We start from the raw sequence: 13047 nt of genomic DNA on the forward strand, positions 1-13047 counted from the left end.
AGTTCCTAATTGCAGGAAAGTTCAGTATTATGGCATAGCCACTCTTTCTATAGGTGCATGGCTGCTCTTTTTATAGGGCCATATTCTGAAGATATATATGGTGATATGGTTCAGAATAGATATTCTTATATTCTCATAAATACGTAAGTAACTTAATTATCATTTACATTTTTTATTATCGAATAAATCCGAATCTACTACTGTTGCAGTTTGATAAAAACACACATAGTCCTCATATTCCTCATATACTTTATATCCAGCACTTTTTAACAATTCAATTTCTTTCTTAAAGCATTCTAATGAACTATCTTCCCTAAGTATTTCTATTGATTCTCTAATTACCATATATAATTCACACCTTTCTACAAATATTATTTATTGTTTGATTTCAGTTGTCCCTTGTATACAGCAACAATTACCGCATCTAATTTTTGACTAGCCAATACGGCCTCATTAGAATCCCGTCCATATATATCAATAACTTTGTATAGATTTGCCCTGGCTTTTTCCATAGCTTGATTAATATCGGAAATAGTTTCATTATTTTTCAACTTCACTTCCTCCATTCGGTGATAATAGTGTAAAATAACTGTAGGGTACTATAGATTTATTTTAATAATAAAGCATTTATCCTACCTTCACATTCATATCATTTTTGGGTTTTATCAATCTAAAGGAATATAATATTACTTAAAATGTGATAATTTAAATGAAAGAAAAAGTTAAATAAATATCTGCCGACTACTCAAAAGGACTTTTAAGATATAAATTTAGTACATTTTTCACTTTGTTTGATTTACGTTGTATAAAGAAAGGTAACAATAAATTTTATTTTCCTGTTCAATGTATTTGATTATTTACCCTAAATGCTTATAATAAAGTTAATTATATAATTGTTTACTAAGTTTTACAAATTTGAAAAAGTTAAGCATATTATAATTGAATTTGCTTAACTTTTTCCTGTTCCTTACAGAGAGCATTTTGTTGTTTACATGCATATTAGCATGGGTGTAGTATGACTAAGTAAGATATATTGCTTTAATCTATGATAAATATCACACTGTTTCAGGGCTATCGGTGTATGTAGATTTGACTTATGCAAATGCAACATTGGTTAATGATACTTATATTGATATTACTGTTAATATAATTTTTTATAAGTTTCTGTTAGAAAAAAAGTTAACCAAATTGACAAATGTTTTATTTAACATTGTAGTATGGTGTTGGAATTTGCGACAAATTTCTTGATTTATTTTATAAACAAAAAAATGAAGTAAATTGTATTAAAATTTGCTTCATTTTTTTCATATTTTAAAGTATGTTTTGTTGCTTTTATTATTAATTAGGATCTTGTGTATTTAATTGGTATACACTATTAGGATCTTGAGTATTTAAATGATATACATTATTTGAATCTACACTTAATGTTGTGCTATTTTTAGTATTTCTAGCCTGTGTAGTTTGAGTTGAAGCAAATGCAACATTTGTTAATAACATTGATGTTGCTATGACTCCTAATATAATTTTTTTCATAAAATCACCTCCTAAAAAGTTTAATTAAGTGTAATAACCCTTCATTTAACATTATAACATAATGTTGGAATATAGCATAAAAGGTTTTTTAGATTTTTTTTATTTGTTTCATTTTTTCTTTTGATTTTCTAGTAAAATATTTGCTTTTTTCTTCATTTCGACCTCTATAATACTCTCCAATCTCCAAATATATTAAAGAATAATCTATATTTAAATTTTTTGCTTTATGTGCCATTATCATTAAATTTTCTTTATCTTCTTTTTTTATATAAATGAGCACTAAATTATAAATTACTTGTTCAATTAACTTTAAATCTTCTTTTTCATTTTTCTCACATATTTCTAATGCCTGCAAAAGATATGTTTCGACATCTTCATTTACATGTTGAAGGACTTTGGATGCAAAATAGAGGTTTTCACCCCAATATTGATTTTTGGGGTTATTTTTCAGAGAGGCTTTTATATATTTGGCTGCATCTTTATATTTTTTTTTATTAAAATATAGTTCTGAAAGATTCCTGTAAGTCATAGCTATAAAGTCGTTATCATCATATTTCATAGCAATATTAAGTGTTTCTTTATATTCTTTTTCTGCTTCATCAAACTTATAATAATCGTTTAAACAGTTAGCGTACACCATTTTAATGCTTAACAACATCTTATAATCATTAATCTGAAATTGTTTTAGTAGTTTAAAATACTTTAAAGCTGTATCATATTCACCTAGTTTTTTATATGTTAAAGCCCTGAAATGCAGTATCATTACAGAAAGTTCATCTTCCATTATTAGATTATTTAGTTTTTCTGCGTAATCTAATTGTTGTAATGCTTTAATATAATTATCAGTAAATATATTATTTCTAGATTTGTATATATAAAAGTTTATTTCGTCAAAACTTTTTTGGGAATTAATACTTATCTTTAATCCGATATCACACATTTGATCACTTTTAGAAAAACTATGTTTATAGTAGTAAAAATTAGCAGCTAATTTATACAATTCTATTTTATTACTATCTATAATATTATACTTTTCCATCAGTTCTTCAGCTTCTAGCAACTTTTGATCAAACAAGTTTATTACTTTAATTTCTTTTATTTCACTAATAATGCTATTAGCGAAAATAGAATTTGCTTGTTCATCGTCATCTATCATTAATTCTTCTGGCGTAATTAAAGAAATATCAATTCCTTTATTCTTTGCAATTTTATTTAAATTTTCAGCAATTCCAGTAGCTAAGTTAAAATTCAACTTTTTCTTATTCTTTTCGATTTGGCTAATCATATTTTTTGTACATACGCCTTGTGAAATCTCCGATTGGGTTGCTCCAAGCATTATTTGTCTTATCTTCTTTAATTTTTCACCTTGCATCATTATTTCATTATTAAACACTTAGCTCCCCCTCTCTATTTTGATGTTACAATGTCATAATGTTAATAAACCATAGTAGAGTTTATTATTATCATAAAAAAATAAATATTCTAATTATATATTACTAAATGTGGAGTAAAAAGGAAATGTGTTTTTGAGATGATTTTTAGGCGTTTTACGATAAGACTTAAAATAAATAGAATTGTATCAGATATACAGGATGTAAACTTTATAAGAACGAAAATCAGTAATATATCATAATTATATCTGTAATTAGAATTATGACTTAAAAGAACAAGCTTCGCAGTTCTTTTAAGTTGCTACGAGGCTTGTTCTATTCAATCTCTCAGGAAATGATGTATAGAATTATATTAATGAATCTTTTCTAAAGTAAGGCAGTATGCCTGTAGCATTAAAACTTTAACTTCATCCAAAGTTGGCGTTTTTCTGCCAACTTATTCATTATATTGTTTGAATTATCGAGTAATACTCCTAACGAATATTGCGATATTCTATTTTACTATTAAATTTTCGATATAGTAGTTCTTAAAGCAAGTGTATAAATTGAAAGTTGTTTATCTGTATACATCACAATTATTGTTGTTATTCCAACATAATAGAAATCTCAACTTCGCCATGTTATTTGGATACTCCCTACAACTTTCAAAAGCTTTAGCCAAATAAATCTGAGATAACTTTGAGCAAAAAAATCACATTTTGATACAATTCTTTATCTAATATGAAGAGATTAGCTAGAGTAGAATTTTTATTTTTTCCTTGCTTTTATTATTACTGTTTGATTGATTATTGAAGCTTTATGTTCAGAATAGTATTTTCCAGTAATGGGTGCAGAATCTGAGTAGTCATCCGATTCTTCTATTACTCTTTCTATTTCAAAACCTGAACTGATGAGAGCATTTATGTATGAAGAAAGCTTCCAGTTTCTGCTGGTAAGGGGTTCTCCAAATTTGGTCCACTGCCTCTCCTGTTCTTTAACATATGATTCAGCAATCAGGTATTGGCCACCGTTCTCTTTTATGCACGGCAGCATTGGATTGTCCCATGAAAAGATGAATCTGCCCTTTGTCTTAAGATATTTAGAGATAAGTCCAAATACTTTGTGCAAATCCTGCGCCCAGCCAATGCCATATATAGAATACACACAATCAAAGTGAAGAAATGGGATTCCAGGGTTAACCTCCATTGGAGATGAAAAAAGAGTTGCTTTGACTTTGTTACTCTTTAAATTGTCATTTGCAGCTTCAATTTGTTTTTCCGAAATATCAAGTCCGTATAGTTCTTTAGCACCCTTTCCTGCTAAATAGAGTAGCGACCTTCCATCTCCGCATGCAATTTCAAGAACAGATTTACCCTCTATATTATCAAACAGGTGTAACTTTTCTTCATTGGGGGCATATGGACCATACTCCGGGAGAATGGTTCCTGTCCAGCCATTTTTCTGAGCGAGATTCCATCCCTTGTTATTTTCAGTAAGATTGTTCTTCATTGCTCCCGGAATAACGTCATCCGCACTTTCTATCACACCGTTAAAAATAGTATCTATCGAAACGTGAAAATAATCTGCAATAATAGGTATCATGCTTATATCCGGGTATGTATTATTATTTTCCCATTTACTTATTGACTGACATGAAACATTAAGTTTATCGGCCAGTTCCTTCTGACTTACATTTTTCTGATTTCTAAGATTCTTTATTGTTAAACCAATATTCATTTCCCTATACTCCTTCTTGTTTATTATATGAATAGTATAGTTCAAAATTTGCTCATCACCAATACACTCGTAGGCGATGTAAGGTAACGTGTCTGTTGATTTTTCGAACATGTTATTTGGTATTGACTGTTGTTATTTTATATTTATAAAGTTTATTACATTAAATTTAATTCTTGAGTGGTGAAGGCTTTGAATAAAGTAGAAGAATATAATGAGTAAACATTTGAAAACATAAAGCTATTAATGAATATGGTCAAGAATTTTGGTATGCTAGAGAATTATCGGCAGTATTACAATATGCAAAATAGTTAAATTAAGCTCAGGAGCTGAAAGACAAATAGAAGATATTATACTTTCTAGATATTCTTGTTATTTAATAAATTATTTATAACTATCAACTCTAAAAATAATTTTATCAAAATTAATGTTTATTTTCTCTAAATGTTTGATATAATATAAATAAGAAAAGTTAGTGCTGCAAACACTAACTTTACCTAGAACGTTTTTTAGTTTAGCGCTATTAGATTAGAGATTAGATTAACAGATCAAGAACGCTTATTTGTCAGATGGGGCGTTCTTTTCTGTTGTCTTAAAACTTATTTTAAAACCTTTCATGTTAATTTCTAGGTTAAATTCACAACCTTTTGAGTTGCTTTTTAAGGCTCTGTTAATCAGTATCACTAAAGTTAATGTTACTGATAATATTAACACTCCAATTACCACAATCTAACACCACCCCCTTAGACTATTATTTCTAACAGCCCAAGGCGGATATTACGAAACTTAGGTTCTTTGAACCTTTAGTTGAGTTATGCTGTGCAAAACGTACAACCACCGTAACCCATCTTTACGGAACATAGGCTTATTATAGCATTATTAACTTGTCTATGGAATATTTTTATTTTACAGTAGTACAACCTAATACAAAAATGCTGAATTAAAAATTTAGTGCAATTTATAGTACAACTTCATGCATAATAAAAGGCTTAACCATTGCGGTTAAGCCTTTCTTGTTTATATATTGGTACTCCCAGCGGGAGCAATTATATATGTTTAAGCAAATCTTATAATATTTTATAATATCCAATAAAGTATTAATATAACTATGGTTTAGAGTATAAATGTATTTTATAAAATAACGTAGCTTTAACTTTCAAATTGGAAAATAGTCACCTTGTGGTCACCGTATTCGTATTTTATCTTAGCAATATATTTCATTAAGTGAAATCATAACATTGCTTATTAAAATACTTCAAGGTTTATATTTAAATATATTATCAAGTAATGCTGCAGTATTATCTCTCATATCATCCATAACATGAGTATAAGTATCTAAAGTTTCAGATATGCTTTTATGTCCAAGCCTTTCAGATACAACCTTAATGTTTTCACCATTAAATATTAATAAAGTAGCATGAGTATGCCTGAGGGCATGAAATGTTATTTGTTTTAAGGCCCTATAATTTCCTAAATCCTTATTAGGCTGTGATTTCATTTTATCATTTAATGAATCTTTATATTTTGAAATCTCACCAGTAAAATTCATTGATAGGTTTCTAGGGTTACACATAGAACCTTCACGGCTTAATACAACAAAATCTGTTTTAAGAGCCTCTCCTTTGATACTTTGTAAGTGATCAATTAATATTTCTGGTAAACTCATTTTTCTGTAACTTGTTGGTGTCTTCAACTTATCTGTAAATACTAATTCCTTAGTGTTTCTATCATATACAACCTGGTGTATAACATTTAAATATTTTGTTTTAAAATTAATATCACACCAACGTAGTCCACACAATTCACCAATCCTTAGCCCTGTAAATAATTCAATTAAAACTGGAGTATAAAGATAGGTGTCTTCTATTTCGCTTAGGAAAAAGTCAATTTCATCTTTGCTCCAAAATTCAACTTTAGGTTTTTCAATTTTAACTCTTTCAATATCTGTTGGTAAGTTATAGATAAGTTTATTTTTTTGTGCATATTTTAAACAGTTATTTAGTGTTTCAATAATCTTTTTAGCACTAGAAGCCTTAGCACCTTCATTAATAAGGCTATTATAAAAATCTTGAACAATTATATTAGTAATTTTATTTAGTCTGTAATGACCTAGTTTAGGGATTATATGAGTATCTATTCTTGATCTATAATTAGTTATGGTATTAGTGCTAATTGTATTTACCTTATATTCATTAAACCATTTATTTATAAAATCTTTTAAAAGTACATTGCTCTCTGTAGAGGCAACATACCCTCTATTTTTTTGTGCTAATGTTTCTGTAGCAAATTTTTCAGCATCTTTTTTAGTTTTAAATCCTTGTTTTATAACTCTTTTTCTTTTACCATTTTCATAACCTAAAGGAATATCTACCTTCCAGTTATATTTTGATAATTGCTTATAACTTGCCATTGATTCTCCTCCTAAACATAATGGAGTATTTCATAAATGCTGATGGGAATTATTCATTTTCCATCTCAAAATCACAATATATTTTTGCTCTTTCTGCAAATGGAATATGGTTAATCATATCAACCATAGAAACTATATTATTAGCAGTAGCTTCTAAAATAAGTTCAGTTTCTTTATCAAGTAAAGTATAATTGTCAATCTTATCCTCATGTATTGCATAAGATAAAATATCCCGTACAGCTTGTAGTGCTCTTTGTTTAGTATCTATTATTTCAATGTTGCCTGTAGAGGCATCAGATACTAGAGCATTATGCTTCCCCATTAATTCATGCACATCTATTTTAAAAGCTTTTGCAATATTTTCAACTTTATCATAAGACGGCTTAGATCCCTTTTCTATTCCCCATATTGTAGTTTTAGGAACACTGCTTTTTAATGCTAAATCATCTAAAGACCAGCCTTTTTCAGTTCGTAATTTTTTTATTCTTTCACCTAAATCATTCATAATTAAAACCTCCTAATAATATTATTATAGTTCAATATTCGGAAAAGTAAACAAAAAAATAAATAAAGTGATAAACAGAGAAAAACATAGGATATTAAAGAAAAATAAACATAATTTTGTTAAAAACAACAAATTCGGCATATTGAACGCTTTTGTTTTGCATTCAGAATAAAGTACAATAAATTTGAAAGGAGGGGTTTTGTGAAAAATAAATTAAACTCTTTAATACAAGAAAAAAACGTTTCTATTGAGGAAATATCAAAAGAAACAGGAATAGGTAGAACTACTTTATACCAAACTATAAACGGGAAAAATATTCCGAATGTAGAATATGCTCTTAAATTATCAAAATATTTTTGCGTTCCGTTAGAAGAATTGTTTTATTTAGATGAAGATAAATAAAAAATATTTTTATTAGATCTATTTTTATATAAAAATCCAGTTAAGCTATGGATGAATTAAGAAAATATGCATATCTAAAAATATCACATCTAGAATAGGTGCAATGCTTATATAAAATATGTGGAGGTAAGTAGATGGAACAAAAAGAGAAATATGTTTATAGAGTATCAGAATTTGCTCAAATAATTGGAAAGCCAGAAGCAACTGTAAGATTAGAGATAAACAAAGGAAATATTGATGCTAGAAAAAGTGGAACTACATGGCTAATTCCTAGAAAGGAAGTTGATAAATATTTAGGAATTACCACAACTGATGAAAGCCTAAAGAAGGACTTAGAAATAGCAGAACTCAGGGGCAAAGTAAGGTCATTAGAAACACAAATACAAGCGTTCAAAAGTGTGGCCAGTAGTTTAAATCATATCATTGAAATGTAGAGGTGAGTAAATATGAGTTTAAAGTTAATTGATCAATATATTGTTATCTGTAAGGAATTCAATAAGCAGCCATCATTTAAAGGAATGATGTTTTTTAAAAAAGCGTTTAGTTAGCAGGTGATATAGTGCCAATATATAGAGCGGAACATAAACAAAATTTCACAATGATTTTAAATAATGTACTAAATGATCAAAAATTAAGTTATGGAGCAAGAGGACTTATGTCACATGTATTAACTCATTATGACAATTGGGTTTTTACTGGTGAAGATTATTTCATAACTAAAGTAGATAAAAAAGCAAAGATACGAGGATATATAAAAGAATTAATAACTAATGGTTATCTAAAAAGAACTCGAGAAATTGATTCTAAAGGTAGATTAGGAAATTCAATTTATATATTCTATGAAATGCCTAATTGTGATTATCCTAATTTGGAAAATCGCAAAATGGAGGAAGTTAACCCTAATTTAGAAAAACCTAATTTGGAAAAACAAAAACAGGGTGAATGTATTGAAGTAAAAGTAGTTAATCCTAATTCCGAAAAATCAAATTTGGATTACCCTAATTTGGATTATCCTAATTTGGAAAATCGCAAGCTTAATAATACTAATATAAATAATATTAATATATATAGTTCAAGTGACTATGAAGAAGTATGGAAACTATATCCTAATAAAAAAGGTAAAGTAGTAGCATTTAGGAAAATTCCAAAGTTATTAAATCAATATAGTAAAGAAGAATTAATGAGATGTATTAAACGATATTCATATGAAGTTAAAGATAGAGATAAACAATATATTCTTAATGGCTCTACATTCTTTAATGGAAGATATGAAGATTATTTGGATAATAACTATCAGGATGCCCAACAAAATGAACTAATTAATGAAAATACAACAACTAATTTTGATGAAGAGTAGGAGGATTCCAATGGAGGATGCAGAGATTTCAGAAAGAGTAATTAATAGTGAGTTATATTTGCTAGGGACAATTCTTGGAGAGAATAAATACATTTTAGAAGCTATCAATATTCTTAAAGAAGATGATTTTTACAGGACAAGCCATAGAGTTATTTTTAAAACAATGATAACACTTTATAAAAAAGATATAAGTTTTGACATACAAATATTAATTAATAACTTAATGGAACATATTCAAAATAAAGTGATTACAATAACAGAAATAACCCAAATAGCAGAACATACTGCATACGCTACATTTGAAAGTCATTTAAATGTGATTCTGGAATGTAGCAAGCAAAGAAAGTTGAATAAAATATGTAGTGAAATTGCTAAAAGTAGAGATAGTGTTGAGATGAAGGTCTCAAAGTTACAAGATGCTTTGATGGAAATAAATTCTTTGGATTCAAAGGATAACTATTATAGTATTTCTGATGTTTTAGAGAATGCAATTAAGAAGATAGAAAAGGCCAGTAAGTCTAAAGATGGGATAACCGGTATATCAACAGGAATTCAAATTTTAGATGCTGCAATTAACGGTTTGGAAAAGCAATCTATGATTGTATTTGGTGCTAGACCATCTATGGGTAAGACTGCATTTTCAATAGAAGTTATAAGAAATATCAAATGCAATGTTTTATATATTCAATTAGATATGACACTGGAGGGAATGGCTCAAAGAATGCTAGCTACAGATACAGGAATTAGCAACAATAGAGTTGGAAAAGGGCGATTAGATGAAAAACAGTGGGAAAATTTATTAAACTCAACAGCTGAAATATCACAAAAGAAAAATCTATTTTTCTATTCTCCTGGAATTGCAACTATATCTAAAATAATGTTAAAAGCTAAAGAAATAAAAGTTAAGCATGGTTTAGATTGTATTGTTATAGATCATATTGGGAAAATAACCCCCGAAACCAAAGGGTCGAAGTATGAACAGATGAGTACAATTTCAAGTAGTTTGAAAAATATGGCTAGAAAATTAGATATTTGCTTGATTGCCTTATGTCAGCTTAGCAGGGCTGTAGAACAAAGACAGGATAAACATCCAATGATGTCAGATCTAAGAGATACTGGAACAATAGAAGAAGATGCCGATATTATTGGATTCCTATATAGAGATGGATATTATAAGGACAAGACGAAAAAGAATGATATATTAGAAGTTTCTTTTGAAAAAAATAGAAATGGACAAACTGGAAAAATAGAATTTGAATATAACTTGGTAACTCAAGAATTAATTCAACAGTTATAGAGGTGAATATGATAGTTAAATTTTCAGTATTAGAAGCTTATATTATTGGGTCATTGGAAAGAGAAATAAATCCAACATGGGAAGGATTGTATATCTACAATAAAGCATTAATAACTGTAGCACTAAAAAATAAAAAAAGTGATGAATAAATTATATATCCATCACAAAGAGTTACTGTTATAACCCTTGAACTCGCAATTTAAGAGTATAACGGTAACTCTAAAAAGTCAAGAAAATTAAGGGAGGCTTTTGTTATGAATAATATTGAAGAATTAAAAGAGCAGTTAAAACAAGGCATATTTTATTATTATAAATCCAACCTGATGGTAAATGCCAAAGTATACAATATTGTAAGTTATGATGATGGCGAACTAGAAATATTTTTTACTGGCGGGATAGTTGGTGTATATAAAGATAAATTAACCAAGGTAAAAAGACCAGCAAATATATTAGGATCTTTTAAGTGGTGTTATTCATTAAAGAATGAAGATGATGCTGTTACAGGCTATATTGGGTTAAAAGATGATGAAGAAAGTACACTAAAACTAGATAAATGCAATAATACAATTAGTGCATTGTGTAAGGATTTAGAAAGAATAAAAGACTTGTGTAATAAAAATATTAATGAATTAAATGGGAGGTATAACAATTGATTAGATTATTTGATGCTAAGGAAACAAATTTTGAACATAATAAATGGGTTTTATCTGATGCGAAAGTTGAAATAGTAGAAAGTGTTGATAGTATTTTTGATATGGAATTAGAATACCCACTAAATGATAGGAAAAATTTAAGTCAATATTTAGTTAAGGGTAACATAATAAAATCAAATATTTATGAATGGGATCCAAGAGGTGACCAACTTTTTGAAATAAGAACAGTTAATTATTCAATCAAGAAGGGTGAAAAAATAGTAAAAGTCTATGCACAAGCCATAGGAAGGGCTAAATTAAGTAAAAACTTTATTATGGGGTGCAGAGTTCCAGCTGGAAGCACAAGAAAACAGGCTATTCAAAAAATACTTGATTCATGTATAGAGCCTCATGGATTTCATGCGGGTAATTTAGATACAAACACCAATACAAATATTAATCTAGGTTTAGAAGAGGAAACAGGAGCGGTTATTAACTATTTAGATACAGATTACATGTCACCGCTAAAGGCTTTTCTAGGTGATAAACAAAGCGTTCAATCTGCATATGGTGGAGAGATTGTATACAACAACTTTGAAATTAACATGGTAGATGAAAGAGGGGCGGACCACAACTTTATAATAAAAAGTGGTAAAAACCTTCAAGAATTGCAACAGGAAATAAGCGATATGGATAATGATAACTTTGCTACCGCTTTGATAATGAAGTCTAGTGACGGTATTTATCTTCCTAACAATGAAGTGATCTATTCACCAAATGCAGCAACCTTAGGCAATTATTATAAAGTAATAGTTTGTGATGATGTAACTGCGGTTGATGGTTCTGCGGAAGCAATTGACATAGTATATGCACAACTTAGAGAAAGAGCCGCTAAAAAGTTTGCTGATGGAATAGACAAGCTTCCAATCAATAATATAGTTAATTTTATTCAATTAACAAACACAGAAGAATATAAAAAATATAGTGGTTTGTTTACTGAAAAATGCGAGATAGGAAACAATGTAACCATAGAATATGAAAAAGCTAATATCACAGCTATGGGAAGAGTTGTGCAGATTAAATTTAATCCAAACCTAAACAATGAAAGGGGCAAAATTATAGAGGTCACAATCGGAGATAGAAAAAAGAAATCTATGCTTGATGCAATAACAGATTCAGAGGTGGCAGCTATTGAATTAAATAACAAGCACAATGACAATAAGAAGAAAATCAAGCAAGTTAAAAAGTATACTGATGATACAAAGCAAGGTTTAATTAAATATATTGGAGAAACTGCAACAGGGATTTTATTAGAAGTAAAAAAGGCTGATGATTCAATGGGTGCAAGAATTGAATTAACAGAAAAAGAGATATTAAGCACAGTTAAAAAGGACGAGTTTGGATCTATGATAAAGCAACATTTTAATGAAATATTGATGGCGGTATTTGATGGAACTAATCATACAGTTACACTTAATGGTGATGGCTTAAGCGTGGGGAATGGTGCTTTTACTGTTAGGGATAATAACGGAAATATAGTTTTTAGAGTTAATTTAGACAATGTAACAGGGGTAAGAGATTTGAGTTTAAGTAATGAAGCGTATGTCAAAGGAAGTGCCTTTTATCGTTCTCTCATGGGTATGGAAGAGGTGTGGCTGCAAAAATTAGGCGTAGGTCAATTGGCAATAGATGAAAAAGACTTTTATATTACTCATAATGATCAAGGCGGCTACGATTTAGAAAACTATGTAAACACACTATGCTATAAGATGTTAGAAAGCCAAGGATTAATATAAACTATTGGAGG

At 28.8% G+C, this 13047-nt stretch carries 15 protein-coding genes; 7 read left to right on the plus strand and 8 right to left on the minus strand.

The window, feature by feature from the left end; all coding sequences use genetic code 11:
- Positions 1-159: 159 nt before the first annotated feature.
- The 8 genes from GXK56_RS10755 to GXK56_RS10785 form a co-directional block, all read right to left on the minus strand.
- Entirely contained in the window at positions 160-345 is a 186-nt protein-coding gene (locus GXK56_RS10755; RefSeq protein WP_160687468.1) for a hypothetical protein, read from the minus strand.
- A 26-nt stretch (positions 346-371) separates the two neighbouring features.
- Positions 372-566, minus strand: a complete 195-nt coding sequence (locus GXK56_RS10760) for an aspartyl-phosphate phosphatase Spo0E family protein (RefSeq protein ID WP_160687469.1) — start codon at positions 564-566, stop codon at positions 372-374.
- Positions 567-1338: 772 nt separating this feature from the next.
- Entirely contained in the window at positions 1339-1533 is a 195-nt protein-coding gene (locus tag GXK56_RS10765; RefSeq protein WP_160687470.1) for an acid shock protein, read from the minus strand.
- Between the two features lie 88 nt (positions 1534-1621).
- Positions 1622-2926, minus strand: coding sequence for a helix-turn-helix transcriptional regulator (locus GXK56_RS10770; protein ID WP_160687471.1), 1305 nt, complete (start codon positions 2924-2926; stop codon positions 1622-1624).
- A gap of 745 nt (positions 2927-3671) precedes the next feature.
- Entirely contained in the window at positions 3672-4640 is a 969-nt protein-coding gene (locus GXK56_RS10775) for a helix-turn-helix domain-containing protein (RefSeq protein WP_160687472.1), read from the minus strand.
- 555 nt (positions 4641-5195) lie between these two features.
- Positions 5196-5363 (minus strand): hypothetical protein, encoded by a 168-nt coding sequence (locus GXK56_RS27770; protein ID WP_202127863.1) that lies wholly within the window; start codon positions 5361-5363, stop codon positions 5196-5198.
- 529 nt (positions 5364-5892) lie between these two features.
- Positions 5893-7047 carry a site-specific integrase gene (locus GXK56_RS10780; protein ID WP_160687473.1) on the minus strand — a complete coding sequence of 385 codons (1155 nt, stop codon included), beginning with the start codon at positions 7045-7047 and terminating at the stop codon, positions 5893-5895.
- Between the two features lie 49 nt (positions 7048-7096).
- Positions 7097-7552, minus strand: coding sequence for a helix-turn-helix transcriptional regulator (locus tag GXK56_RS10785; protein WP_160687474.1), 456 nt, complete (start codon positions 7550-7552; stop codon positions 7097-7099).
- Positions 7553-7753: 201 nt separating this feature from the next.
- On the opposite strand from GXK56_RS10785, the gene GXK56_RS10790 reads away from it, so the two are divergent.
- The 7 genes from GXK56_RS10790 (at position 7754) to GXK56_RS10820 (ending at position 13036) form a co-directional block, all read left to right on the plus strand.
- Positions 7754-7954, plus strand: coding sequence for a helix-turn-helix transcriptional regulator (locus tag GXK56_RS10790; protein ID WP_160687475.1), 201 nt, complete (start codon positions 7754-7756; stop codon positions 7952-7954).
- Between the two features lie 134 nt (positions 7955-8088).
- Positions 8089-8388 (plus strand): helix-turn-helix domain-containing protein, encoded by a 300-nt coding sequence (locus GXK56_RS10795; RefSeq protein ID WP_160687476.1) that lies wholly within the window; start codon positions 8089-8091, stop codon positions 8386-8388.
- A 125-nt stretch (positions 8389-8513) separates the two neighbouring features.
- A complete protein-coding gene (locus GXK56_RS10800; protein ID WP_160687477.1) occupies positions 8514-9311 on the plus strand; it encodes a hypothetical protein in 798 nt (265 codons plus the stop codon).
- A gap of 10 nt (positions 9312-9321) precedes the next feature.
- Positions 9322-10608, plus strand: coding sequence for a DnaB-like helicase C-terminal domain-containing protein (locus tag GXK56_RS10805; protein WP_160687478.1), 1287 nt, complete (start codon positions 9322-9324; stop codon positions 10606-10608).
- 8 nt (positions 10609-10616) lie between these two features.
- Positions 10617-10757: a hypothetical protein gene (locus tag GXK56_RS10810; protein ID WP_160687479.1), complete on the plus strand. Its 141-nt coding sequence runs from the start codon at positions 10617-10619 to the stop codon at positions 10755-10757.
- Positions 10758-10862: 105 nt separating this feature from the next.
- Positions 10863-11261 (plus strand): hypothetical protein, encoded by a 399-nt coding sequence (locus GXK56_RS10815; RefSeq protein ID WP_202127864.1) that lies wholly within the window; start codon positions 10863-10865, stop codon positions 11259-11261.
- Positions 11258-13036, plus strand: coding sequence for a phage tail protein (locus GXK56_RS10820; RefSeq protein WP_160687480.1), 1779 nt, complete (start codon positions 11258-11260; stop codon positions 13034-13036). The genes GXK56_RS10815 and GXK56_RS10820 overlap by 4 nt, the downstream gene beginning before the upstream one ends.
- Positions 13037-13047: the final 11 nt, after the last annotated feature.

Origin of the sequence: Clostridium sp. C2-6-12, assembly GCF_009928485.1 — a bacterium.
GTDB lineage: Bacteria > Bacillota > Clostridia > Clostridiales > Clostridiaceae > Clostridium.

Bases quoted from the DNA above. Each gene is read 5' to 3' on its own strand.
- GXK56_RS10755 (WP_160687468.1), bottom strand. From the start codon at position 345: ATGGTAATTAGAGAATCAATAGAAATACTTAGGGAAGATAGTTCATTA.
- GXK56_RS10760 (WP_160687469.1), bottom strand. From the start codon at position 566: ATGGAGGAAGTGAAGTTGAAAAATAATGAAACTATTTCCGATATTAAT.
- GXK56_RS10765 (WP_160687470.1), bottom strand. From the start codon at position 1,533: ATGAAAAAAATTATATTAGGAGTCATAGCAACATCAATGTTATTAACA.
- GXK56_RS10775 (WP_160687472.1), bottom strand. From the start codon at position 4,640: ATGAATATTGGTTTAACAATAAAGAATCTTAGAAATCAGAAAAATGTA.
- GXK56_RS10780 (WP_160687473.1), bottom strand. From the start codon at position 7,047: ATGGCAAGTTATAAGCAATTATCAAAATATAACTGGAAGGTAGATATT.
- GXK56_RS10785 (WP_160687474.1), bottom strand. From the start codon at position 7,552: ATGAATGATTTAGGTGAAAGAATAAAAAAATTACGAACTGAAAAAGGC.
- GXK56_RS10795 (WP_160687476.1), top strand. From the start codon at position 8,089: ATGGAACAAAAAGAGAAATATGTTTATAGAGTATCAGAATTTGCTCAA.
- GXK56_RS10805 (WP_160687478.1), top strand. From the start codon at position 9,322: ATGGAGGATGCAGAGATTTCAGAAAGAGTAATTAATAGTGAGTTATAT.
- GXK56_RS10810 (WP_160687479.1), top strand. From the start codon at position 10,617: ATGATAGTTAAATTTTCAGTATTAGAAGCTTATATTATTGGGTCATTG.
- GXK56_RS10815 (WP_202127864.1), top strand. From the start codon at position 10,863: ATGAATAATATTGAAGAATTAAAAGAGCAGTTAAAACAAGGCATATTT.